Genomic DNA, 22850 nt, shown 5'->3' with positions numbered 1-22850 from the left:
CGCGCCGCCCCGTCGGCACAGTTTGTGTCGGCAGGGCAGGCGGGGGGCCGGGCAGACCTTTCCCGGACCGCCGCGAGATCGCGGCGGGGGAAAGCGGCCCGGCTTGCCCGAAAAGGGTCAGACGATGGTGCGCGTCTCGACGAAATACGGGGTGATCGTGTCGAGAAACACCTTGGCGTGTTCCTGCGTCTCGGTGACGATGTCGCTGGCGTAAAGCTCGGCTGCCGTGTCCTTGTCGCGGAACCAGAACTCGACGATCCCGTCCACCGGCACCGCGTCATAGCTGGCGCTTTCGGTGCGCGAGCCGTGATAGCGGTCGATCACGAGGTTCTGGTGATAGCCCAGCACATTCGGCCAGCGGCGCACGAAATCGGCGTGGGTTTCCAGCCATTCCTTGCGGAACTGCTCGGGGCTGACGCCGGGCAGGCGTTTGAGCAGCGTCATGCGCTTGAGATAGGGGCCGTTGTCGAACTCCATCGGAACGACCTTGTGCTTTTCACAGGCCACCAGCTTCACGTCTTCGAGGAACTCGGTCTCGTCCACCAGCGTCGGCGCGAAGATCTCGCCGCTGACGGCTTCGATCATGGCGTCCATGTCGTCGAAATGCAGCTCCGAGAACCCGTCCAGATCCCAGTCCTGCCCGCGCGCGTGGCTGATGCCGAACTGCTCCTTGTCGGTCACCGCATGCTGCCAGTAGCCGCGCAGCCCGGGGAACTTGGCCGCCATCGGGCCGTGGGTGCGGAACCAGTGGGCGTTGAATTCCTCGGGGGTCAGGCCCTGTTTCTTGGTCAGCAGACCAAATCGTGTGATCATCTTCTGTCTCCTCCTTCAGTTTTCTTCGCTTAGCAGCCGGTTCAGAACCGTCTGCCGCCGGGAAAGCCAGTCGCGGTGCTGCATCGGCCAGGCGCTGAAATCCTCCTGTCCCAGCGCGCGGGTCGCTTCCGCCGGCCAATAGGGCGTGCGCAGCGCCTCGCGTCCCAGCGCCACCAGATCGGCCTTGCCGCTGGCGACGATCTCTTCCGCCTGCTCGGGGGTCAGGATGATGCCCACCGCTTGCGTACAGATGTCGGCCCGGCGCCGGACCTCCTCGGCAAAGGGCACCTGAAAACCGATGCCGCGCGGTACGTTGCTGCGCCGCGTCTCTTCGGTGAGCCCGCCCGAGGAGCAGTCGATCACATCCACACCCACCGCCTTCAGCGCCAGGGCCAGTGCCACGGTATCGTCCATGTCCCAGCTTCCCTCGGTGCCGTCGAGGCAGGAGAGCCGGGCAAAGAGCGGCTTGCCCTCGGGCCAGACCGCGCGCACCGCCTCGGCCGTTTCGACCGCAAAGCGCATGCGGTTTTCCAGCGAGCCGCCATATTCGTCGCTGCGCTGGTTCGAGCGCGGGGAGAGGAAGCTGGCGAGCAGATAGCCGTGGCCGTAATGCAGCTCGACCACATCCGCCCCGGCGGCGTCGGCGCGCCGTGCGGCCTGTACAAAGGCGTCGCGGATGTCGTGGATTTCCGCGCGGGTCAGCTCTTCGGGTGTGGACCACTCGGAACTGGCGGCGATGGGGCTGGGGCCGACCCGGCGCCAGGTGAGGCCGGTCGCGTCCAGCGCCTCGGGCGTCAGCGCGCGGCCACCTTCCCAGAGCGGTTCCGAAAACGCCTTGCGCCCGGCATGGGCAAGCTGGATGCCGAAGCGGGCTCCGTGCTGGTGGGCGAAATCGGCGAGTCGGCGCAGGCCCGGAATATGGTCGTCGGACCAGATCCCCAGATCGGCGATGCCGACCCGGCTGTCGCTGGTGACGGCGGTGCTTTCGGTCAGCACCAGCGCGGCGCCGCCGAGGGCGAACTTGCCGTAATGCACGATGTGCCAGTCCTGCACAAAGCCATCGACGGCGGAGTGCTGGCACATGGGCGAGATGACCATCCGGTTGCGAAGGGTCACATCCCGCAGGGTGAGCGGTTGCAGCAGTTTTGCCGGGGCGCCGGTTCCGGCGCCTCCGGTCTGGCGGTCTGACACGGGCGGCCTCCTCCTGTTTCGCGCCTGTGCGGGCCCGGTTCGGGGCGGACGCCGGCGCGGTCGGTCGCGATTCGAGATTCATTAATGGCAAATAAATTATTTAAAAGCAAATCTCATGATCTGCCGGACCGGCGGCGCGGGCAGGGGGGTCCGATCACAGGAAAATCTTTGTTTTCCGGTGATCTCCTTGGGGTCGACGCGCGCGGGATGATCGCGAATCAACTTGTCTATTTCAAAAATTTCTTGGTCTGCACCGGGCAAGCTGTTATGCGGATAGGGACCTTTTCCAAGGCTCCGGCAGGGTTTGCAGTCCGCAGCGCCGGAGCCTCTCTCAAGCAACCGGTAGCCATGTCTTCACTCGATCCGCAGCAAACGCGGCCAAACCTGATCGGACTCTTCTACGGATGTCTGACGGTGCTGATCTGGAGCGCCTTCAACGTGGGCTCCAAGATCGGCACGCTCGACGGATTCCGCGCGGTCGATCTGATGGTGCTGCGGTTCAGCGTGGGCGGGCTTGTCATGCTGCCGATCCTGCTGTTCCGAGGGCGGATCGTCCCGACGGCGCCCTGGCAGCTTATATCGGTGCTGTTTCTCGCGGGCCCGGCCTTCTATCTGCTGCTCACGACCGGGTTTCAGTACGGCCCGCTCAGCCATGGCATCGTGATCGGACCCTGCATGTCGATCAGTGTCGCGAACCTGCTGCTGTGGAAGCTCGACGGCGAGCGCCCGACCCGGCAGCGGATCCTCGGCATCTGCGTCATGCTCGCCGGGCTCACGCTGATCGGGCTCGAAGCCTCGACCGAGACCGGGGCCGCAGCGGAGGGTCAGAACATCCTGCTGGGCGATCTGGCCTTTGCGGCCTCGGGGGGGATGTATGGCGGCTATACCTATCTGCTGGGCCGGTGGAAGATGCCGCCCTTGCAGACCGCGGCGATGATCACCGTCTTGTCGGGGCTCATCATGGCGCCGCTCTATCTTGCGCTGTTCGAGCCGCCGGCGCTGGCAACCGGCAAATGGGTGGAGCAAAGCGTCTATCAGGGGCTGCTGGGCGGGGCGCTGGCCTTTGCCACCTTCGCCAGCACGGTGTCGCATCTGGGCGCGGCGCGGGCGACGCTGTTCATGGCGCTGGTGCCGCCCACCGCGCTGGTGCTGGCGATCCCGCTGATTGGCGACATCCCCACCGGTCTGCAAACCGCCGCGATCTGTCTCGGCGCGACGGGCATTCTTTTGTCGATGCAGACCGGCAGGCTGCGGCGGCGCCCCTGAGGGCGCCAGCCCGGCTCCCGCTCAGGCGGGTTTGACCGCGTCGGGCTCGGCGGCGCGGAACGCCTCGATTTCGGCGCAGGCGGCGGCAACGCGCCGGATCTTCGGCAGGTCGTCGGTCTGCGCCCCCCAGCGTTCGGCGTTGTAAAGCTGCGGAATCAGCGCCAGATCGGCCTGGGTCAGATCCGCGCCCATGCAATAGGGGCCGTCCTCGGAAAGCAGCGCCTCGACCGCCACCAGACCGGGGCGGATGAAATGGCGCATCCACTCGGCGCGGGTTTCGTCGCGCCCGCTGAGCCTGGTGGCATGGGCGGCGACGCGCAGGTTGCAGACCGGGTGAATGTCGCAGGCGATGGATTGCAGCACCGCGCGCATCCGCACCGCCGCGACCGGATCTTTCGGGCGCAGCGACAGCCGCCCGGTGTCTTCGAGATAATCGAGGATCGCCATGGATTGCGTCAGCCGCAGCCCGTCGATTTCGAGCACGGGGACAAGCCCCTGCGGATTGCGCGCCAGATGCGCGTCGCTGCGCTGGTCGCCGGCGACCAGATCCACCGGCACCGCGCGATAGGCGATCCCCGCGAGGTTGAGCGCGATGCGCACACGCCAGCTCGCGCTGGAGCGCCAGTAGTCGTAAAGAACCGTCTCGGACATGGGGTCTCTCCTCCGGATGCAGAGACGCCGCCCGGAGAGAGCCGGGCGGCGCTGTGGTTTGCTGTATGGCGGGACAAGCCCGGACCGGCTGGCCGGGGCGCCGCCCGTGCGCGGCGGTCAGCCTTGCAGGTCGGCCCACATCTGCTGGTCGCGCTCGGCGGTCCAGATGCGCGGCGTGTCGATGCCGCGCGCCTCGTCATAGGCGCGGGCGACGTTGAACGGCAGGCAGTGCTCGTAGATCGCGTAATCGGCGAATTTCGGGTCGCATTCGGCGCGCACCGCGTCCCAGGCCTCTTTCAGCGAGCCGCCGCGGGCCACGACCTTGGCCACCGGCGCATAGGTGGATTTCACGAAATCCGCCGTTGCGTCCAGCGCCTTGGCCACCATCTCCTCGCCGACCAGAGCGTCGCCCCGGCCCGGCGCGATGCTCTTGGGCTCGAAGGCTGCGATATTGGCCAGCGTCTCCGGCCAGTCGCCAAAATGCGCGTCGCCGCAATAGCAGGCCGAGTGGTATTCCACGATGTCGCCGGTGAACATGACTTCCTGATCCGGCACCCAGATCACCGAGTCCCCGGCGGTGTGGGCGCGGCCCAGCTTCATGATATCGACCCGGCGCTTGCCGAGATAGACGGTCATGCTGTCGCTGAAGGTGGTGGTCGGGCGGGTCAGGCCGGGGATTTCCTCATGGCCCTGGAACAGCCGGGGGAAGCGGCCGAATTCGCTGTCCCAGTCCTCTTGCCCGCGCTCTTCCACCATCGCGGCGGCCACGTCGGACATGATGATTTCGCCCGCGCCATAGGCGCTGGCGCCCAGCACGCGCACGGCGTGGTAATGGGTCAGCACGACGTGGCTGATCGGCTTGTCGGTCACCGAGCGGACCTTTTCGATCACCATGCGCGCCAGACGCGGGGTGGCCTGCGCCTCGACGATCATCACGCTTTCGTCGCCGATGATCACGCCGGTGTTGGGATCGCCCTCGGCGGTGAAGGCATACAGCCCCTCACCCACCTCGGTGAAGCTGATCACCTTGTCTTCCATGTCGCCTTGCGACGCGAATGCCTTTGCCATGATGGTCTTCCTTCCCTGTCCCGGCGCCTCTGGCCGGTCTCCTGAAATGCGGGGCGCGCGCGCAGCGCTGTGTCGCGCGCCGGTGTTTCGTTTAGCGTGCGAACGGATCGTCGAGCGCTGGCAGAAGCGTGCCTGCGCAGGCGCCGAAACCGACTCGATAGCCATCGCCCTGCGCCGCGCCGTACAGCGTCAGCGTGTCGCCGTCTTCGAGGAAGCTGCGGGTCTCGCCGCTGTCCAGCGTGATCGGTTCCTTGCCGCCCCAGCTCAGTTCCAGCAGCGAGCCGCGCGTGTCCTTTTCGGTGCCCGAGATCGTGCCCGAGCCGAGCAGATCGCCCACCCGCATCGAACAGCCCGAGGTCGTGTGGTGGCAAAGCTGCTGCGCGGCGGAATAGTACATATTGGTGTAGTTGGTGCGCGAGATGGTGTTTTCGACCCCGCCCGCCGGCGTCAGCGTCACGCTGAGGTCGATGTCGTAGAGCATCGGCCCCGGCTCGGCGAGATAGGGCAGCAGCTCGCGCTCGCGCGGTGGCGTGGGCGCGCGGAACGGTTCCAGCGCGGCCTTGGTGACGATCCAGGGGCTGATGGTGGTCGCCGTCGCCTTGGCCTGGAACGGCCCCAGAGGCTGGTATTCCCAGGCCTGGATGTCGCGCGCCGACCAGTCGTTCAGCAGCACATAGCCGAAGATCATGTCATCGGCCTCGGCCACGCTGACCGGACCGGACGAGGGCGTGCCGACGATGGCGCCCATCTCCAGTTCCAGATCGAAGCGTTTGCAGGGGGCGAAGATCGGCAGCTCGGCGTCGGGCGCCTTGAGCTGGCCCCAGGGGCGGCGCACGTCGCTGCCCGACACCACCACCGAGGAGGCGCGGCCATTATAGCCGATGGGGATCGACAGCCAGTTCGGCGGCAGCGCGTTTTCCGGGCCCCGGAACATGGTGCCGACGTTGAAGGCGTGGTTCTTGGAGGCGTAGAAATCGGTGTATTCGGTCACCGCGAAGGGCATGCAGAGCGTCGCCCCGGCCAGCGGCACCAGCATCGGGCGCAGCGCCTCGGCCTCGGCGGCGCCTTCGGAGAGCAGCGTGACGAGCTGGCGGCGCAGGTCCTTCCAGACGGCGGCACCGGCGCCCATCACCGGGTTCCAGGCACCCGATTGCAGCAGCGGCCCGCCCTCGAGCGCGATCAGCCCGGCGGCCTCGGCGGCGGCGGCATCCAGCACCATGTCGCCGATGGCGACGCCGCAGCGCGGCGCGGTGCCTTCGGTCGCGAAGACGCCATAGGGCAGGTTGTTGAGGGGGAAGTCGGTCTCGGCGCTATTGGCGCTTTCGACCCAGCTTTTCTTGAGAGTCATATCTTGTCCGTTTCGACGGTGTTTCGTCTGGCGTTTCGCCTGAGGGCTCAGGCGGTCACGGCCCGATCGTTGGATCGGGCCGCAACGCGGGAGAGACAGGGCGGGAGCAGGCCCTGCCAGGGAAGGTCACTTGTTCCAGTTGCCTTCGGGCGTGCCGTCGAAGCGTTTCTTCAGGCTGTCCCAGCAGTCGATGTAATCGTCCTGCAGCGGCGCCTCCTTGGCGGCGAATTTGGTCAGGTGCTGCGGGAAGCGGGTCTCGAACATGAAGGACATGGTGTTGTCGAGCTTGTTCGGCTCCAGCTCGGCGAAGGTCGCCTTTTCGAACGCTTCGTTGTCCGGCCCGTGCGGCAGCATCATATTGTGCAGCGACATGCCGCCGGGGGCGAAGCCGTTCGGCTTGGCGTCGTATTCGCCATAGATGTTGCCCATAAGCTCGGACATGACGTTCTTGTGGTACCAGGGCGGACGGAAGGTGTTTTCCATCGTCATCCAGCGCTCGCGGAACAGCACGAAGTCGATGTTCGCGGTGCCCGGCACGCCCGAGGGGGCGGTCAGCACGGTGAAGATCGAGGGATCGGGGTGGTCGAAGAGGATCGCGCCGATCGGGCAATAGGTGCGCAGGTCGTATTTCACCGGCGCGTAATTGCCGTGCCAGGCGACCACATCCAGCGGCGAATGGTCGATATGGGTGACGTGGAACTGGCCCTGCCACTTGATCGTCACGGTCGAAGGCGCGTCGCGGTCCTCGAACGCGGCCACCGGCGTCTTGAAATCGCGGCGGTTGGCCATGCAGTTCGCACCGATGGGGCCACGACCCGGCAGCTCGAATTTCTGGCCGTAGTTCTCGCAGACGAAGCCGCGCGCCGGACCGTCGAGCAGCTCGACCCGGTAGACGAGGCCGCGCGGGATGATGGCGATCTCTTTGGGTTCGAGGTCGATCACCCCCAGCTCGGTGCAGAAGCGCAGACGGCCCTCCTGCGGCACGATCAGCAATTCGCTGTCGGCGGAGTAGAAATATTCGTCCACCATCGACTGGGTGACCAGGTAGATATGGCTGGCCATGCCGACCTGCGTATAGACGTCGCCGGCGGTGGTCATGGTGTGCATGCCGGTCAGCCAGGTGAGCGGCTTGTCGCTGTGCGGCACCGGATCCCAGCGGTACTGGCCGAGGCTCACCACGTCCGGATCGACGTTGGGCGCGCTCTGCCAATAGGGCAGCGAGATCTTTTCGTAGCGATGCGAATGCTTGACCGAGGGGCGGATGCGATAGCACCAGGTGCGTTCGTTCTGGTGGCTCGGCGCGGTGAAGGCGGTGCCCGAAAGCTGTTCGCCGTAAAGCCCGTAGGCGCATTTCTGAGGGCTGTTCATCCCCTGCGGCAGCGCGCCGGGCAGGGCCTCGGTTTCGAAATCATTGCCGAAACCCGGCATGTAGCCGTCGGTCGTGCCGGTGGTGCTGGCGGAACGGATCATGCCGTTAGGCAGGTCATGCGTGCTCATGGCGAGACTCCTCCGATGGGGTGCGTTTCCGGGGCCAGAAGAACCATAATTTGGTTGCCAATGCAACTGACTTCCAAAATTATTCGACATAGATAAATCTTTTCCCAGCCTGTTCTGCGGGGGTTTCGGGCATATTCGGCGGGTTTTTCGGACAGTTACCGCGCCGCTCGGCATTCTGGCTGTTGCATCCTCCCGTGCCCCGGTGACATGCTCCGACACGCCCGGCAGCGCCGCCGGAGAGGGAAGGCGGATCTGAATCATGACGGAACGTGGCACGCCGGAGACCGGGGCGGAATTCGATCTCGAGGCCTTTCTGCCGTTCATCCTGAACCAGACCGCCGAGGTCATCGGAAAATCCTTTCAGGCGCATTACCGCGCCGCCTATGGCATGACGCGCACGCAGTGGCGGGTGCTGGCCATCGTCGGGCGGTATGGCGGGCTGACCGCAAGCGATATTTGCGCCATCGCGCATGAGGAAAAGAGCCGCGTCAGCCGCGCCGTCGCCGCGCTGGAGGAGCGCGGGATGCTCAGCCGGGAGATCAGCCCCGAGGACAAGCGCGCGGAAATCCTGTCGCTGAGCGCCGAGGGCGCCGAGACCTATCGCGTGCTGGGTCAGGCGGCGCTAGCCTTCGATCAGGCGCTGCGCGACAGGCTCGGCCCCGAGGCCGAGACCCAGCTCAGGGATCTGCTTCAGCGGTTGCGCAGCGTAACCGGCGGTGCGGAAAAAGGCTGAGCCGCGAGTTGCGCGCGATTCGCCATATATAAAGTATTTTGAATTTAGCGAATCATCTGTCAGGTTGGGTCTGCCGCGTCTTTCCGGGCGCATATGGGTGTGGACCGCCGCATCGGTCTTCTGCTTGGGGTGGGGCCATCGCGGCCGGAGCCCCAGCGGTCCTTGCCTTGCAACGACTGCGTGGCGCGCGATCTGCGAGGGGTTCCCCGCAAGGGCCCGGATGGCTATGACATTGGGTCAGATCGCGGTCTGTCCCGGCGTTTGCCCGGCGGCGGAACCGTGGTGAGGATGACAGGACAACAGGATCAGACCCGATGCGCGCCGGAGCCCGCGGAATTCAGTCCATCGAAGTGAGCGGCAGGATCCTGCGGGCGCTGGTGGCAACGAGCAAGCCGATGATGCTCAAGGAGCTGGCGCAGGCCGCCGAGCTCGCCCCGGCGCAATGCCACGCCTATCTGACCAGCCTGCGCAGCGTCGGCCTTGTGCATCAGGATGCGACCTCGGGCCTCTACCGCACCGGCCCTTTCGCGTTGCGGCTGGGGATCGGCTGGCTGAACGGCACGCCGCTGGCGGTGGCCGCGATCCGCGAGCTGCGGCTGCTGGCCGAAGATCTGGGCATCATGTCGCTGCTGAGCGTCTGGGGCGTGTCGGGCCCGACCATCGTGCAGATCTGCGCCGGCTCGACACGCGCGGCGCTGAACCTGCGTCCGGGCACCCTGTTTTCGGTCACCGGCACGGCGACGGGCCGGGTGTTTGCCGCGTTCAGCGAGAATGAGGCGGTGGGCGCGATGGCCGCGCAGGAGTTCAGCCAGGCGGGGCGGCGCGGCGGGATCGGCGGCCTGCTGACCCGCGAGGATTCCGAGACCCAGCTCGAGGCCACGCGCAGCTGCGGCTATGCGATCGCCGAGGCGGTGCCGATTCCCGACACCAACGCCGTGGCCGCGCCGATCTTTGACAATACGGGCACGCTGCAATTCGTCGCCACCTTGATCGGCCCTATCGAGGATCTCGCGGTCGATCCCGGTGCGGTGGCGGTCCGGCGGCTGCTGGCCGTGACCGAGGGCCTGTCGGCGGGCCGGGGCGCGCCGCTCTCCTCCGGCGCCGCACAGAAGGAGGCGTGAGCCGATGACCGCAAAACCCGCCGCCGTGAAAAAGCCCGCCACGAAATCCGAGGGGCGCGGCGTCCAGTCGATCGAGATCGGCGCCCGCCTGCTTGCGGCGCTGGCCGAAGAGGTCGAGCCGATGATGCTCAAGGATCTGGCGCAGGTCGCGGGCTTTGCCCCGGCGCAGGCGCACGCCTATCTGGTGAGCTACCGCAATATCGGGATCGTCGAGCAGGATGCCGACACGGGGCGCTACCGGCTGGGCCGTTTCGCGCTCGATCTGGGGATTGCGCGGCTGCGTACCACCGACCCGATGCGCATGGCCGCGCAGGCGGTGATCGACCTCTCCGAACGCACGGCGCTGAACGTGGCGCTGGTGGTCTGGGGCAGTTTCGGCCCGACCGTCGTGCAGGTGCAGGAAAGCGGCAGCCAGCTCAATATGAACACGCGGCCGGGCACGGTCTATTCCATGAGCAGCACCGCCAGCGGGCGGATGTTCGCGGGTTTTCTTCCCGAGGTGACGGTGAAGGACGCCATCGCCCGCGAAAAGCGCGAAAAGCCCGGATCTGGCCGGGTCGGGGTGCCGCGCTTCATCTCGCGCAAGGAGATCGAGCAGATCCGCGAGGCGGGCTATGCCACGGTCGAGCAGCCCCCGGTTCCCGGCCTCTCGGCCTATTCGGCGCCGGTCTTCGACAGCGCCGGCGAGATCATTCTCGGGATCACCATCATCGGCCAGGACTTCTATCTCGAAGACCGCGCGGAGAGCGAATTCATCCCTGCGCTGCTGGAAACCACGCGCGGGCTCTCTGCCGAACTGGGCTATCTTCCCGCCCGCTGAGCCTGGCCCGCGCGTGCAAACCGGGCTGGCAATTTCGGACAAGAGCTCTGGCAAGCCCGTGCAAGCGCGGTTTCCGCCTGACCGTTAACCTCCCTGAAACCGCGGCCCTGCCGCGGCCGGAAGCGACAAGGGGGGAGACCGGACCATGATCTATACGCGCATCGACCTTGCGGGTGCCGAAGCGATCAATCCGCTCGGTGGCATGGCCGGGCTTGTGGAGGCGGTGGGCTCGGACGCGTTCTGCCCCCGTGTCGAGACCCTTCTGATGGAGCGCTTCGGGATCAGCGAACTGCTCGTGGTGCAAAGCGCGCTCAGCGAAGGGCGGCCCGACATCCTGCAATCGCATAGCCGCGACGCGCGCTCGCATGAACGGGCGCGGGCCTATGGGTCGCAGTTCTTTGCCGACGATCCGATTTTCAGCGTTCTCACGCCCGATGCGCCGGACGGGGTCTATTCGCTCCGGGTCAGGGCCGAGGACATCCGCAACCCCCGCTACCGCAGCGCCTGCTACACCCGTCCGGGGCTGAGCGAGAAACTGACGCTCGCCCGCAAGGACGAGGGCCGCGTGCTGCTGCTGAGCCTGTTCACCGCTGCGGGCGAGCCCGGTTTCGATGCCGAGCGCGTGGCGGCGCTTTGCGATCTGGGCAGCCTGTTGCTGCCGCTCATCAGCCTGCATTTCCGCCTGGTCGGAGAGGACAAACGCTGCACCCGTGTCAGCGCCGAGGCGATGGAAGAGCGCGTGGGCCGCGCCTTCCCCGAGTTGACCGGGCGTGAGATCGCGGTTTGCGCGCGCTCGATCCTCGGGGTCACCGCCGAGGGCATCGCGCTCGATCTGGGGATCAAGCAGACCAGCGTGCTGACCTACCGGCGCCGGGCCTATGCGCGGCTCAACGTCAACTCGATCAACCAGCTTTCGACAATGCTGATCCAGTCCCCGGCGGCACATAAGCTGGCCGCCGCCTCCTGAGGCGGGGGCTCAGTTCCGCAAGAGCAGTGTGCGCGGGGTCGTGCCGAACTTGCGCGAGAACGCCCGGCTGAAATGCGACACGTCCTTGAAGCCGAAGCTGAAGGCCGCCTCGGTCACGTTGCGCACCCGCTGGTGGCTGAGCGCGTCATGCGCCATGCGCAGCCGCCGGTCCCAGACCCAGCGCATCGGCGTGGTGCCGTCCTCGGCAAAGGTCCGGTTCAGGGTGCGCGCCGACACGCCGCTGGCCTCGACCAGCCGGTCGAGATTGAGCTCGGTGTCGTCGATATTGCGCGAGACGTAATCCGAGAGCTTTTCGATGAGGGCGAGATTGCGCCGCAGCTCCGGCACTTCGGGCCGGAGTGCCGTGGTCGAGATCACGTCGAGCGTCGCCCCCACGAGCTGCGGCACGCCGCCGATCTCGCGGGTGACCGCGCTGGCGCAAAGCTCCTGCACCATGGCCAGCGCCAGCCGCCCGTTGACCGTGTCGCCGGTCAGCGCCACCGGCGCGTTGCGCGCGATGGCGGGGCAGTGGGCCTCCATCACCTCGGGCGTCACCCAAAGCGACACGGCGAGGTAGTTATAGGGAATCTCCAGCTCGAAGGGCGTGCCGTGGCGATAGACCAGCGCCTCGCCATGGCGCGCCTGAAGCCGCCGGTCGCCCTGCGACAGCCGCAGGTCGCCGCGCAGCGACAGAAGGATCATGAAACCGTCGAACCGGTCGCTGCGGATCACGCTGGGCTTGCGCGAGAACCAGCCCGCCGAGGCCTGGATCCGCGACATGCGGGCATCGCCGTGTTTGACCGAACTCAGCTCGCCGCGAAACGCGGAGGCTTCTCCGGGCATGTACTCGGTCCGCGAAAAGGTCGCGCAGAGCGTGTCGTGCCAGGTGTCGACATTCTCCATGCGCACATAGTTGACCTTCGGCGCGGTGCCGCCGGGCGCTGCGCCCTTGTGAAGCCCTTCGTGAATCATCGGATAAACCTGTCCTCCCGGTGCATGATAATCGTGTGAGGGGCCACTTCGTGTCAAGTGCAACGATTTTTGAGCCGGTCACGACCGCTTGAGATCCGGCGCCCGCGGGGCCTGTCCCGCGCCTGTCCTTGGCGGATGCGACAGACCCGCAGGCCCGTGCGGCGCAGGATGGGGCATCTGCCGGGGGCCCGTGCCTCCGCCTCCCACGTTTGATCAATACGAGAAGCCGAAAAGCATGGAACAGTACGACGTCATCGTTGCCGGGTCCGGCGCCGGCGGGCTCTCCGCCGCCATCACCGCCGCCGATCAGGGACTTTCGGTGCTGGTCATCGAAAAGGCCGACACCTACGGCGGCACCACCGCGCGCTCGGGCGGCTGGATCTGGATTCCGAACAACGCCCAGGCAAAACGCGAGGGCATTCAGGATTCCGCCGAAAAGGCCCGCACCTATATCGAGACCGAGGCCGGCAACCAGTTCGACGCGGCGCGGGTCGATGCGTTCATCGAGAACGGCCCCAAGATGCTCGACTGGTTCGACCGCAACACCGAGGTACAGTTCACGCTGGGCAGCTATTTCCCCGACTACCACCCCGGCCAACCCGGCGGTCTCGATGGCGGGCGCTCGCTGAACGCCGATCCGGTGAACCTCAAGACCCTGGGAAAGAACGCCGACCGGCTGGCGCCGCCGATCCCCGAGGCGACCTTCATGGGGATGATGGTCGGCTCGAACCGCGAGCTGAAGCATTTCTTCGAGGCCACCCGTTCGGTCAAATCCTTTGGCTATGTGGGGGCGCTGCTGGCGCGCTACGGCTATGAAAAGATCCGCTACGGCAAGACCCAGCGGCTGACCAACGGCACGGCGCTGGTGGCGCGGCTGGCGAAATCCGCCTTCGACCGGGGGGTGGAGATCCGCACCGGCACGCCGCTCGACGACCTCGTGGTCGAGGACGGGCGCGTCACCGGCATCGTCACCGGCGGCAAGACGCTGAAGGCGCGCAAGGGCGTGGTGCTGGCCACCGGCGGTTTCCCCTTCGACATGGGCATGCGCAAGAAGCTCTATCGTCACGCGCCCACCGGCGAGGGGCATTTCTCGCCCGCATCGCCCACCAACACCGGCGACGCGATGCGCGCCACCGCCGGGCTGAACGCGGCGATTTCGGAGGGGTACAAGCACCCGGCAGCCTGGGTGCCGATCTCGCTGGTGCCGCGCAAGGACGGCACGCAGGGCACCTTCCCGCATTTCGTCGACCGCGGCAAACCGGGTGTGATCGCCGTGCTGAAAAGCGGCAAGCGCTTCGTCAACGAGGCCAATTCCTATCACGATTACGGCGAGGGTCTGATCGCCGCCCATGACGGCAACGGCCCGGCGGAATCCTGGCTGATCATCGACCATCCGACGCTGCGCTATTACGGCCTGGGCTTTGTAAAGCCCTATCCGATCCCGCTCGGCCCGGCGCTGCGCTCGGGCTATCTCAAGCGCGGCAAGACGCTGCGCGAGCTGGCGCAGGCGGCGGGCATCGACCCGGCGGGGCTGGAAAAGACGGTGACGGATTTCAACCGCAACGCCCGCGAGACGGGGGACGACCCGGAATTCGGGCGCGGCAGCACCGCCTATAACCGCTATCTGGGCGACCCGGACAACAAGCCGAATCCTTGCGTCAAACCCATCGAGACCGGCCCGTTCTACGCGATCCGCGTGGTGCTCGGCGATCTCGGCAGCTTTGTCGGCCACCGCACCGATGCCTCGGCGCGGGTGCTGACCGAGGGCGGCGACGTGATCCCCGGCCTCTATGCGGTGGGCAATGACGCAGCGAGCCTCTTCGGCGGCAATTACTCCGGTGGCGGCATCACGCTGGGCCCGGCCATGACCTTCGGCTTCATCGCCGGGCGGCATCTGGCGGGCATCTCCGACGCCGCCTGAGCGCGGCGTCGCCTTGGGGGAGGAACCGCCGGCCCGCCCGTGGCCGGCGTTTGCGGGAGGGACGAGAGTGTTCAAGCGCATCACGCTCCTGCGGCGGCGGGACGATATTTCGGAAACGGCCTTCCGCAACCACTGGGCGGATGTGCATGCGGACATCGCCACCGGCTTTTGCGGGCTGGAGCGGTACACGCAGAACCGTGTGGACCGGATCTGCTGGCAGACCGGCGCCTCGTTTCAGGTCGATGGCGTCGTCGAGCTGTGGTTCGCCTCGCAGGCGGCGGTGGCGGCGAGCACCGCCTCCGAAACCTCGCGCGCGCTGATCGAGGACGAGCCGAATTTCGTCTCGGGCCTCACCGCGCTGGCCGTGGGCGCCGCCGAAAGCGGCGAACCGCAGGGGGCCGAGAGCAAATACATGATCCTGGCCCGCAGCAGCGCGCCCGGCCGGCTCGAGGCCGGGCTGCGCGCCATGGTGGCGGAGCTTTGCCCCGCCGACCGTCCGCTGGCGCTGCGGGTGGAACGGATGACGCCGGGTTTTACCCGCCGGTCCCTCTGGTCGGAGCCGGAGCCGCCCAACACGCTGGTGACGATCTGGGCGCGCAACGCCGACGCCACCGGGGCGCTGATGTCCTGCCTGCGCTCGCCCCTGCGGCTGTTGTTCGAAGCCGACCGCGCGGGTGCCGCCACCGCGCTTACCATCGACGCGCTGCGCATCGTCTGACGGGCCCAGCCCGCAAAAAAGGCGGCTCCGAGGAGCCGCCTTTGCCGTGTCCGGTTTGTTGTCCGGTCTCACATCGACAGGAACCCGCCATCCACCGGCAGCATCACCCCGGTGATGTAGGAGGATTGCGGCGAGCTGAGGAACAGCGCCGGACCCACCAGCTCCTCGGGCTCGCCGAAGCGGCCGAAGGGGATGTGCTCGTAATAGCGTTTCACCGTCTCGGGGTTCGAGCGCGTGGGCAGGGTCATCGGCGTGGCGATCACGCCGGGCGCGATGCCGTTCACCCGGATACCGAAGGGCGCCAGCTCTGCCGCGAGGGTCTGGGTCATCAGCAGCACGGCGCCTTTCGACATGCCATAGCCGACGCCGCCCGTGGTCGAGCGGAAGCTGGCGATGGAACCGAGGTTGATCACCCGGCCGCGCGTCGCCTTGAGCTGCGGCAGGAAGGCGCTGACCATCTGAACCGAGCCGACCGCGTTCACCGAAAGCTGGCTTTCGACGGAGGCGATGAACCCGTCTTCGCCGGTGCCGACGCGGCGGACGATGCCGGCGTTGTTGATCAGGATCGAGGTATTGCCGACCTCGCTTGCGACCCGCTCCGCCAGCGCCTGACAGCCAGCGGCATCGGCCACATCGGCGGTCATCCCCACCACGTTGCCGCCCTCGGCGCGCAGCGCCTCGACGGTGGGGGCGAGCGCCTCGGCGTCGCGGTCGGCGGCCACGACCCGCGCACCGCAAAGCGCCAGGCCGCGCGCGATGGCCGCGCCGTTGCCCATCGCCGCGCCGGTCACCACCGCGACATCCGAGGCCAGCAGCCCCTTGAAGGGCGCAAGATCGAAGCTGGGGATCGGGTGTGAAGGTTCTGTCATTCTCAAGTCTCCTGAAACGGATGGTATTGAACGGCGGCGGCCCCCGCCTGCCGTCCTGATGCGGCGGGCGGGGGCCTCCCTGTGTTTCCGGGGGCCCGACGCCGGACCCCGCCCGGCGCCTTACTGGCCGAGCTTGCTCATGAGATGCTCGCGGATCAGCACCGCGACGGCCTCGGCATCGCTGCGGTCCACCGTGGCGAGCCGTTCGCTCCACTCGGTCTGAAGCCGGGCGTATTCGTCAAAGATCGCCTGGGCGTCTTCGATGTTTTCCGCGCCGTCCACAAGCCCCGCGATGAACTCGGCCTTGAACCCGTCGATATGCGTCGCCAGCTCCGGCCCCGCCTCGTGCAGCACGATGCCGCGCGATTTGGCGTCGTCGAAGCTCTCGCCCACCGAGCGGTCGAATTCGAGCTGGGTCTTGGCGAGCCCCAGCGCCATCTCGTCCTTCAGCAGCGCGCGCTCCTCGTCCGAGAAACCTTCCCAGCTATCCTTGTTGAACACCCAGTTGGCGCCGGTCACGACGCCCAGCGGCACGACGGTGATGTCGGTCACCACCTCGTTGAAGGAGGCGGTCATCAGGTTGGTCGGGTCGGCGAGGATGCAGTCGAGCGAGCCGCGCTGCATGCCGCTATAGGCATCGCCGATCGGCACCGAAACCGCCGTGGCGCCGAGCGAATCCGACAGGCCCGTAAAGGCCGCGCCGGCGGTGCGCATGCGCTTGCCCTGCGCCTCTGCGGGCGTGGTGAGCGGGGTGTTGCACATCATGTTGTAGACCGGGGTCGAGAAGGCGCCGGTGAACACCGCGTCGAACCGGTCCCATTCCGCCAGCGCGGCGGGGTTGGTGAAGTTGATCTCGGAATAGGCCAGCGCCACCGCCAGCGAGTCGTCGGCAAGGAAGCTCGCGCTGTTCAGGAACGCCTGGATCGGCAGTTCGGCGGGGGTGTAGGAGGGGTAGACAAAGCCCACATCCGCCACGCCGTCGCGCAGACCGTTGATCGTGGTCTTGGCGGGCAGCAGCGAGCCGCCGTAATGGATCTCGAAATCCATGTTGCCGCCGGTGGCCTCGCGCACCCGGTCGAACATGCCGGCATAGGCGTTCACGGCCTGCGGGTAGTTGGACGGCAGGTAGATGCTGGCCTGATAGGTGTCGGCACTGGCGGCGCCCGCCGCGAGCGTGACGGCCAGCGCCGCCGCGAGAGAGGTGTAAGAGACCTTGGTATTCATGTGCTCCTCCGGTGATGAATGATGAGGTCGTTGGGATGTATCGGGATCACTGCGCGAGGCTGGGTAGCCAGAGCGACAGGATGGGGAAGGCGATGATCAGCGCCAGCGTCACGAAATCGGACAGAAGGAAGCCGAACGTGCCGCGAAAGATCTGGCCGACGGGCACCTTGTCTCCCATGGCGCTTTTCACCACGAAGATGTTCAGCCCCATCGGCGGTGTGACCATGCCCATTTCGAGCAGCTTCACGGTGATGACCGCGAACCACACCAGATTGACATCGAAATGCTGGAGCACGGGGGTCAGCACCGGCAGGGTCAGCAGCATGATCGAGACGGGTTCCAGAAAGCAGCCCATCACCAGGTACAGCGCGGCGATGGCGAGGATCACGCCAAGTTGCGTGTGGATATGCGTGGCGACGAGCTCGGAGAAGAAATTCGCGAGCCCCGTCAGCCCCAGCAGTCGCTGGAACAGCGCCGCGCCCACCACGATGATGAAGATCGAGGCGGTGCCGTTCGCCGTGCGCTTCAGCGCGTCGGCAAACCCCGCCATGGTGAAGGAGCGGCGCAGGATCGCAAGCCCGATGGTCAGCGCCGCGCCGATGGCCCCGGCCTCGGTGGGCGTGAAAAGCCCGGCGAAGATGCCCCCGATCACACAAAGGATGATGACGGGCAGCGGCCAGACATCCTTGAACGCCTCGCGCTTTTCCTCTGCCGAGATCTCTTCGGTGACGCGCGGCGCCAGCGACGGGTTCAGCGTGACGCGCAGGGTGATGTAGATCAGGAAGACGATGGCCGAGAGGATGCCGGGGATCAGCCCCGCCAGGAACAGGCTGTTGATCGATTCCGACATGGTGATGCCGAAGACGATCATCAGCACCGAGGGCGGGATGAGCGCGCCCAGCGTGCCGGCGGCGGCGACCGAGCCGGTGGCGAGCCCGGCATCGTAGCGCGCCTTGAGCATCTCGGGCACGGCGGTGCGCGAGAAGGCGGCGGCGGTGGCCACGCTCGACCCGCTGGCAGAGGCGAAGAGCGCCGCCGAGATCACCGTGGCCGAGGCCAGCCCGCCGGGCAGCCAGCCAAGCGTGATGCGGGCGGATTTGAACAGGTTCTTGGTCAGCTCGGACGAGGCCGCGACATAGCCCATCAGCAGGAACATCGGGATCGCCGAGAGATTCCAGTCGCCCACCATCTCGAAGGGCACCGCCGAGAGGATTCCCAGCCCGGCCTTGAGGCTGATCGCCAGCCAGATGCCGCCGAAGGCGACGATGCCCATGCCGATGCCGACGGGCACGCCAAGGGCGACGAGAAACAGCACGACACCGATACTGGCCGCGCCGATGAGTTCGCGTTCGTTCATCTCAGAAAGATCCTGCCGAATGGTGGGGGGCGGGCTTTTCGCCGAAGAAAAGCGCGTGAATGGACTGGTAGAGTTTTACCGCCGCCGCCAGCGCCGCCAGCGCCAGGCCCAGCGGCATGAAGATGCGCGCGGGCCAGATCGGCACGTCCCAGGTGCCCGCGACATATTCGCGGATCTCGACCGCCTCGACCGCCACCTTGAAATAGAGCCAGCCCAGAAGGGCGTAGAAGACCGCCGCCAGCACATGCCCGACGATGTCGAAGAGGTCCTTCACCGGATCCGGCATCTTGTTGCGCAGCGCATCGACGGCGATGTTCTCGTCCAGCAGTTGCAGCATCGCCAGCGGCAGGAAGATGGTCGACACCATCAGATAGGATGCGACGATGGCGTCGATCCCCGGAATGGCGATATTGACCGTGGCGCGCAGGATCACATCGGCGGTGACAAGCACCAGCATGCAGACGATGCCGACACCGGCCAGCGCGATGGCCGCGCGGCTGAGTGTGGCGACAAGCCGTGTCATGGGTTCCCCTCCATTTTCCGGTTCGGACCGTGACGGCGAAAGCGGGCCGGTCCCCCGCAGACGCCCCTCGCGTCGGGCTCAGCATGCGCGATCCCTGCGGCCGGCTCTGTCGTCATGACCAATGACAAAATGCCGAAAAGCGGTGTGGGGAAGGGGAGGCGGGCCGCCGCGGGCTTAAAGCGCGCGAATCTCCATCAGCTCGGCCAGCGTGTCCTGAAAGGCGTCGAACCGTGCCCCCAGCGCGGCTTCGAGCCGCCGCTGGTACTCCTGCGCAAAGGGCACGATCTCGGAGAGCAGCGCGGCGCCCGCATCGGTCAGTTCCAGCCGGATCAGGCGCCGGTCGGTTTCGTCCACGCTCTTGATCACATAACCCGCCGCCTCCAGCCGCGTTGCGGCGCGGCTGACCTTGGACTTGTCGAGGCTGACCCGGTGTTCGATGTCGCGCACCGAGGTCTTGTCGGAATAGCCGACGTTCACCAGCACCCGCCATTCGGTGATCGAGATGCCGAAACGCTGGCGGTACTGCTCGGCCAGACCCTTGGAAAGCTGGGTCGCCGCCACCGCCAGACGGTAGGGGACATAAGCGTCCAGATCGAACTCCGGCAATTCGTAACGCACTGTTTTCCGGCCCCGTTCCTGCTCCTGTCCTCAGGTCATGTGACGCAGCTTTCATTTCATATGCAACAAATTTCTTGACTTCATTGCATATGCAACGATTATTCGCCGTCAACGCCAGGGTCCGGAAGGCCGGGTGTAGGCCGCCAGAGGGATGGCGGTTTGGACAGACAGCAAAGGGAGGAGACGCGCATGTTCGACGACCGCTACACATTGGCCTATAAGGTCTATCCCTATGAAAAATCGCCGGATCAGGATCTGGACGCGCCCGTCCGCCACCCCGTCGTGGTGATGGGCGGCGGCCCGATCGGCGTGGCCACCGCGCTCGATCTCGGGCGGCAGGGCATCCCGGTTCTGGTGCTCGACGACCACGAGGGAATCGGCATGGGCAGCCGCGCGATCTGTTTCGCCAAGCGCAGCCTCGAGATCGCCGACCGCTACGGCTGCGGCAAGCCGATGCTCGACCAGGGCGTGGTGTGGAATCTGGGCAAGGTGTTCCACAAGGACCACAAGGTCTTTGAATTCAACCTGCTGCCGGAAGAGGGTCACGCCTATCCCGCCTTCATCAACCTGCAGCAGCCCTATTTCGAACATTTCATGATCGACCGGCTGCGCGAGCTTCAGGCCCAGGGCGCGCCGATCCAGCTGCGGGGCAAGAACCGCGTCGACGCGGTCGAGGTGAAGGACGATCACGTCGTGCTCTCGATCACCACCCCCGACGGTCCCTACACGCTGGAGGCCGACTGGCTCATCGGCTGCGACGGCGCCAGCTCGCCGCTGCGCGGGATGCTCGGGCTGGATTTCTCCGGGCGGATCTTTCAGGACAGCTTTCTCATCGCCGACATCAAGATGACCGGCGAGACCAGCTTCCCCACCGAGCGCTGGTTCTGGTTCGAGCCGGTGCACGGCTCCGGCGCCTCGACGCTGCTGCACAAGCAGCCCGACAATGTGTGGCGGGTGGATTTCCAGATCGGCTGGGACGTGGACCGCAAGGAAGAACTGAAGGAGGAGAACATCCGCCGCAGGCTCGACGCAATGCTGGGCGATGTGGACTACGAGCTGGTCTGGTCCTCGATCTACACGTTCCAGTGCAAGCGGATGGAGCATTTCCGCCATGGAAGGGTGTTCTTTGCCGGCGATTCCGCGCATCAGGTCTCGCCCTTCGGCGCGCGCGGCGCGAATTCCGGCATGCAGGACGTGGACAATCTCGGCTGGAAGCTGGGGCTCGTGGTGTCGGGCAAGGCGCCGGAGTCGCTGCTCGACAGCTATGACAGCGAGCGCGTGCACGGCGCCGACGAGAACATCCTGAACTCGACCCGCTCCACCGATTTCATCACGCCGAAATCCGAGACCAGCCGCCTGTTCCGCGACGCGGTTCTGGCGCTGAGCGGCGCGTATGACTTCGCCCGGCCGATGGTGAATTCCGGGCGGCTGTCGGTGCCCTGCGTCTATGACGGCTCCGGGCTCAACACGCCCGACGCGCTCGACGGCGGCCCGGCGCGCACGCGGCCCGGCGCAAGCTGCCCCGACGCGCCGCTGGGCGAGGGCTTCCTGCTCTCCGAGCTGGGCGACGGGTTCACCATCCTGACGCTGGATGCCGAGGCGCCCGAAAGCCTGACGGAAGACGGCGTCACGGCCAAACGTCTGGAGCTGTCGGTCAAGGATGCGGCTGACGGGCCGCTGGCACAGCGCTATCTCGGCGAGGCATCCTCGGCGGTCTATCTGATCCGCCCCGACCAGCATGTGGCCGCGCGTTTCGCGCAGTATGACGAAGACCAGATGCGCGCCGCGCTGCGCCGCGCCACCGGCAAGGAGACCGCAGCATGAGCGACCTGATCCTGACCCCGAACATCGAACGGTCCGACGATTTCTATGCCGAACTTCTGGCAGTCCACGAGGGCAAGACCAAGGAGGAGAGCGACGCGCTCAACGCGCGGCTGATCCTGATCCTGGCGAACCACATCGGCAGCCGCGCCGTGCTGAGCGACGCGCTTCAGGCTGCCTCCTCCGAGGCCGTCTCGGGCTGAGACCCCTTCCGTTGGCGCGGGTTCCTGCGCCAACGGCCCCGCTACGGGTCAGGCGAGCCCCGCCACCCCGTTGCGGATGAGCATCAGGCCGACCAGCCCCAGCAGGATCAGGATGATCCGCTCGAAGCGGACGGGATCGGTGCGGCGCACCAGCCAGACGCCGCAGAGCGAGGCGACAAAAGCCCAGGGCAGCAGGATCATCACGATGTGAACCACCTGCGTGTCGTATTGCCCGAGCAGAAGGAAGGGCGGCAGCTTCACCAGGTTCACGATGCAGAAGAAATAGACCGTGCAGCCGACAAACGTGTCGCGCGGCAGGCGCAGCGGCAGCACATACATCTGGAAGGGCGGCGCCCCGGCATGAGAAATCATGCTGGTGACCCCGGCCCCGGCGCCCGCCAGCGCGGCCAGCCCGGCATGCGGCGCCATCCGCCCGTCGTGCTTGCGCCACATGCGGATCAGCCCGCGCAGCGCGAACAGCGCCGAGATAATTCCCAGGGTGATCGTAAGGATGCCTTCCGGCACGCGCGCGGCAAAGAGATAGCCGACCGCGATGCCCGCGACGGCGCCGGGCAGCATCGGGCGCAGGATCGTCCAGTCCACCTGTTTGCGGTAGATCACGCATGCCACGAGATCCTGCGCGACCAGGATCGGCAGCACGATGGAGGCCGCCTGAAGCGGCGGCACGACCAGCGACAGCAGCGGCGTGGCCAGCATGCCGACCCCGGCGAACCCGCCTTTGGCGAGGCCCGAAAAAGCGACCGCGACAATGGCGGTGAGCCAGAACTGCATATCCATCTCAGCCCGCCTTTCCGGAGAGACGCCGCGGCGCATTCCTGCCCGATGGCCCGCGATCCCCGCCAGCCGCGCAAACAAGCGCGGGAGGGGCCGACTGTGGCGGAGCACTCGACCCGCAGCATGCTGTTCTCACCGCCATCTACAATCCCGCTTCCCTGAAAAGCCCTGCGCAGGCAGGCGATCGTCAAGTTATGCGAATCTATTCTCTATTGTCAAACTTCATACATTGCGCTGGAGATGAGCGCTACGGCTCCGCAAAGCCCGCGATCCCGCGCAGTTCCGATGTGTGATGGGCCGGGCGTCAACTCACGCCTCACGACGCGACAGCGCGCCGCCCAGACCCATCCGGAA

Annotated in this window: 22 protein-coding genes; 9 read left to right on the top strand and 13 right to left on the bottom strand. The window is 66.5% G+C overall.

The window, feature by feature from the left end; translation table 11 throughout:
• Positions 1 to 117 precede the first annotated feature (117 nt).
• Positions 118 to 813 (bottom strand): EthD domain-containing protein, encoded by a 696-nt coding sequence (locus M4578_RS22585; protein WP_258095402.1) that lies wholly within the window; start codon positions 811 to 813, stop codon positions 118 to 120.
• 15 nt (positions 814 to 828) lie between these two features.
• Positions 829 to 2004: an NADH:flavin oxidoreductase/NADH oxidase gene (locus tag M4578_RS22580; RefSeq protein WP_258095401.1), complete on the bottom strand. Its 1176-nt coding sequence runs from the start codon at positions 2002 to 2004 to the stop codon at positions 829 to 831.
• Positions 2005 to 2352: 348 nt separating this feature from the next.
• On the opposite strand from M4578_RS22580, the gene M4578_RS22575 reads away from it, so the two are divergent.
• Positions 2353 to 3270, top strand: a complete 918-nt coding sequence (locus tag M4578_RS22575; RefSeq protein WP_258095400.1) for a DMT family transporter — start codon at positions 2353 to 2355, stop codon at positions 3268 to 3270.
• 21 nt (positions 3271 to 3291) lie between these two features.
• On the opposite strand, the gene maiA is transcribed toward M4578_RS22575, so the two are convergent.
• The 4 genes from maiA to hmgA form a co-directional block, all read right to left on the bottom strand.
• Positions 3292 to 3921: a maleylacetoacetate isomerase gene (gene maiA / locus M4578_RS22570; protein ID WP_258095399.1), complete on the bottom strand. Its 630-nt coding sequence runs from the start codon at positions 3919 to 3921 to the stop codon at positions 3292 to 3294.
• 117 nt (positions 3922 to 4038) lie between these two features.
• The gene (locus tag M4578_RS22565; RefSeq protein ID WP_258095398.1) at positions 4039 to 4989 is read right to left on the bottom strand and encodes an MBL fold metallo-hydrolase; all 951 of its coding nucleotides are present in this window, start codon (positions 4987 to 4989) and stop codon (positions 4039 to 4041) included.
• Positions 4990 to 5080: 91 nt separating this feature from the next.
• Entirely contained in the window at positions 5081 to 6337 is a 1257-nt protein-coding gene (gene fahA, locus M4578_RS22560; RefSeq protein WP_258095397.1) for a fumarylacetoacetase, read from the bottom strand.
• A 126-nt stretch (positions 6338 to 6463) separates the two neighbouring features.
• Positions 6464 to 7834, bottom strand: coding sequence for a homogentisate 1,2-dioxygenase (gene hmgA / locus M4578_RS22555; RefSeq protein ID WP_258095396.1), 1371 nt, complete (start codon positions 7832 to 7834; stop codon positions 6464 to 6466).
• A 259-nt stretch (positions 7835 to 8093) separates the two neighbouring features.
• Between hmgA and M4578_RS22550 the strand changes: the two genes are divergently transcribed.
• The 4 genes from M4578_RS22550 (at position 8094) to M4578_RS22535 (ending at position 11475) form a co-directional block, all read left to right on the top strand.
• A complete protein-coding gene (locus M4578_RS22550) occupies positions 8094 to 8567 on the top strand; it encodes a MarR family winged helix-turn-helix transcriptional regulator (protein ID WP_258095395.1) in 474 nt (157 codons plus the stop codon).
• A 314-nt stretch (positions 8568 to 8881) separates the two neighbouring features.
• Positions 8882 to 9688, top strand: a complete 807-nt coding sequence (locus tag M4578_RS22545) for an IclR family transcriptional regulator (protein ID WP_258095394.1) — start codon at positions 8882 to 8884, stop codon at positions 9686 to 9688.
• A gap of 4 nt (positions 9689 to 9692) precedes the next feature.
• Entirely contained in the window at positions 9693 to 10508 is an 816-nt protein-coding gene (locus M4578_RS22540; protein WP_258095393.1) for an IclR family transcriptional regulator, read from the top strand.
• 145 nt (positions 10509 to 10653) lie between these two features.
• A complete protein-coding gene (locus M4578_RS22535) occupies positions 10654 to 11475 on the top strand; it encodes a helix-turn-helix transcriptional regulator (RefSeq protein ID WP_258095392.1) in 822 nt (273 codons plus the stop codon).
• A 9-nt stretch (positions 11476 to 11484) separates the two neighbouring features.
• Here M4578_RS22535 and M4578_RS22530 read toward each other — a convergent pair whose 3' ends face one another.
• Complete coding sequence (locus M4578_RS22530; RefSeq protein WP_258095391.1) at positions 11485 to 12447, bottom strand: helix-turn-helix domain-containing protein; 963 nt, start codon at positions 12445 to 12447, stop codon at positions 11485 to 11487.
• A gap of 235 nt (positions 12448 to 12682) precedes the next feature.
• Between M4578_RS22530 and M4578_RS22525 the strand changes: the two genes are divergently transcribed.
• Together M4578_RS22525 and M4578_RS22520 are read left to right on the top strand one after the other, a co-directional pair.
• Positions 12683 to 14368 (top strand): FAD-dependent oxidoreductase, encoded by a 1686-nt coding sequence (locus M4578_RS22525; protein ID WP_258095390.1) that lies wholly within the window; start codon positions 12683 to 12685, stop codon positions 14366 to 14368.
• A 67-nt stretch (positions 14369 to 14435) separates the two neighbouring features.
• Positions 14436 to 15086 carry an EthD family reductase gene (locus M4578_RS22520; protein ID WP_258095389.1) on the top strand — a complete coding sequence of 217 codons (651 nt, stop codon included), beginning with the start codon at positions 14436 to 14438 and terminating at the stop codon, positions 15084 to 15086.
• 68 nt (positions 15087 to 15154) lie between these two features.
• Here the strand turns inward: M4578_RS22520 and M4578_RS22515 are convergent, their stop codons facing one another.
• The 5 genes from M4578_RS22515 to M4578_RS22495 form a co-directional block, all read right to left on the bottom strand.
• Positions 15155 to 15955, bottom strand: coding sequence for an SDR family NAD(P)-dependent oxidoreductase (locus tag M4578_RS22515; protein ID WP_258095388.1), 801 nt, complete (start codon positions 15953 to 15955; stop codon positions 15155 to 15157).
• 120 nt (positions 15956 to 16075) lie between these two features.
• Positions 16076 to 17179, bottom strand: a complete 1104-nt coding sequence (locus M4578_RS22510; protein ID WP_258095387.1) for a C4-dicarboxylate TRAP transporter substrate-binding protein — start codon at positions 17177 to 17179, stop codon at positions 16076 to 16078.
• 46 nt (positions 17180 to 17225) lie between these two features.
• The gene (locus tag M4578_RS22505) at positions 17226 to 18536 is read right to left on the bottom strand and encodes a TRAP transporter large permease (protein WP_258095386.1); all 1311 of its coding nucleotides are present in this window, start codon (positions 18534 to 18536) and stop codon (positions 17226 to 17228) included.
• A 1-nt stretch (position 18537) separates the two neighbouring features.
• The gene (locus M4578_RS22500; protein ID WP_258095385.1) at positions 18538 to 19059 is read right to left on the bottom strand and encodes a TRAP transporter small permease; all 522 of its coding nucleotides are present in this window, start codon (positions 19057 to 19059) and stop codon (positions 18538 to 18540) included.
• 174 nt (positions 19060 to 19233) lie between these two features.
• Positions 19234 to 19677, bottom strand: a complete 444-nt coding sequence (locus M4578_RS22495) for a MarR family winged helix-turn-helix transcriptional regulator (RefSeq protein ID WP_258095384.1) — start codon at positions 19675 to 19677, stop codon at positions 19234 to 19236.
• A gap of 189 nt (positions 19678 to 19866) precedes the next feature.
• Between M4578_RS22495 and M4578_RS22490 the strand changes: the two genes are divergently transcribed.
• Together M4578_RS22490 and M4578_RS22485 are read left to right on the top strand one after the other, a co-directional pair.
• Positions 19867 to 21501 (top strand): FAD-dependent oxidoreductase, encoded by a 1635-nt coding sequence (locus tag M4578_RS22490; protein ID WP_258095383.1) that lies wholly within the window; start codon positions 19867 to 19869, stop codon positions 21499 to 21501.
• Complete coding sequence (locus M4578_RS22485; RefSeq protein ID WP_258095382.1) at positions 21498 to 21701, top strand: DUF2783 domain-containing protein; 204 nt, start codon at positions 21498 to 21500, stop codon at positions 21699 to 21701. Before M4578_RS22490 ends, M4578_RS22485 begins: the two co-directional genes overlap by 4 nt.
• 48 nt (positions 21702 to 21749) lie before the next feature.
• On the opposite strand, the gene M4578_RS22480 is transcribed toward M4578_RS22485, so the two are convergent.
• On the bottom strand, positions 21750 to 22499 hold the full coding sequence (locus M4578_RS22480; RefSeq protein WP_258095381.1) for a sulfite exporter TauE/SafE family protein: 750 nt from the start codon (positions 22497 to 22499) through the stop codon (positions 21750 to 21752).
• Between the last annotated feature and the right edge of the window lie 351 nt (positions 22500 to 22850).

Origin of the sequence: Salipiger pentaromativorans (genome assembly GCF_024721115.1) — a bacterium.
In the GTDB taxonomy this organism is placed as follows: Bacteria; Pseudomonadota; Alphaproteobacteria; order Rhodobacterales; family Rhodobacteraceae; genus Salipiger; species Salipiger pentaromativorans.
Note: the sequence above shows the minus strand (reverse complement) of the source record. Positions and strands in the feature narration are given on the sequence as shown.

Bases quoted from the DNA above. Each gene is read 5' to 3' on its own strand.
- M4578_RS22490 (WP_258095383.1), top strand. From the start codon at position 19,867: ATGTTCGACGACCGCTACACATTGGCCTATAAGGTCTATCCCTATGAA.
- M4578_RS22530 (WP_258095391.1), bottom strand. From the start codon at position 12,447: ATGATTCACGAAGGGCTTCACAAGGGCGCAGCGCCCGGCGGCACCGCG.
- M4578_RS22540 (WP_258095393.1), top strand. From the start codon at position 9,693: ATGACCGCAAAACCCGCCGCCGTGAAAAAGCCCGCCACGAAATCCGAG.
- M4578_RS22500 (WP_258095385.1), bottom strand. From the start codon at position 19,059: ATGACACGGCTTGTCGCCACACTCAGCCGCGCGGCCATCGCGCTGGCC.
- M4578_RS22485 (WP_258095382.1), top strand. From the start codon at position 21,498: ATGAGCGACCTGATCCTGACCCCGAACATCGAACGGTCCGACGATTTC.
- maiA (WP_258095399.1), bottom strand. From the start codon at position 3,921: ATGTCCGAGACGGTTCTTTACGACTACTGGCGCTCCAGCGCGAGCTGG.
- M4578_RS22550 (WP_258095395.1), top strand. From the start codon at position 8,094: ATGACGGAACGTGGCACGCCGGAGACCGGGGCGGAATTCGATCTCGAG.
- M4578_RS22585 (WP_258095402.1), bottom strand. From the start codon at position 813: ATGATCACACGATTTGGTCTGCTGACCAAGAAACAGGGCCTGACCCCC.
- hmgA (WP_258095396.1), bottom strand. From the start codon at position 7,834: ATGAGCACGCATGACCTGCCTAACGGCATGATCCGTTCCGCCAGCACC.
- M4578_RS22480 (WP_258095381.1), bottom strand. From the start codon at position 22,499: ATGGATATGCAGTTCTGGCTCACCGCCATTGTCGCGGTCGCTTTTTCG.
- fahA (WP_258095397.1), bottom strand. From the start codon at position 6,337: ATGACTCTCAAGAAAAGCTGGGTCGAAAGCGCCAATAGCGCCGAGACC.
- M4578_RS22510 (WP_258095387.1), bottom strand. From the start codon at position 17,179: ATGAATACCAAGGTCTCTTACACCTCTCTCGCGGCGGCGCTGGCCGTC.
- M4578_RS22535 (WP_258095392.1), top strand. From the start codon at position 10,654: ATGATCTATACGCGCATCGACCTTGCGGGTGCCGAAGCGATCAATCCG.
- M4578_RS22545 (WP_258095394.1), top strand. From the start codon at position 8,882: ATGCGCGCCGGAGCCCGCGGAATTCAGTCCATCGAAGTGAGCGGCAGG.
- M4578_RS22575 (WP_258095400.1), top strand. From the start codon at position 2,353: ATGTCTTCACTCGATCCGCAGCAAACGCGGCCAAACCTGATCGGACTC.
- M4578_RS22565 (WP_258095398.1), bottom strand. From the start codon at position 4,989: ATGGCAAAGGCATTCGCGTCGCAAGGCGACATGGAAGACAAGGTGATC.
- M4578_RS22505 (WP_258095386.1), bottom strand. From the start codon at position 18,536: ATGAACGAACGCGAACTCATCGGCGCGGCCAGTATCGGTGTCGTGCTG.
- M4578_RS22515 (WP_258095388.1), bottom strand. From the start codon at position 15,955: ATGACAGAACCTTCACACCCGATCCCCAGCTTCGATCTTGCGCCCTTC.
- M4578_RS22525 (WP_258095390.1), top strand. From the start codon at position 12,683: ATGGAACAGTACGACGTCATCGTTGCCGGGTCCGGCGCCGGCGGGCTC.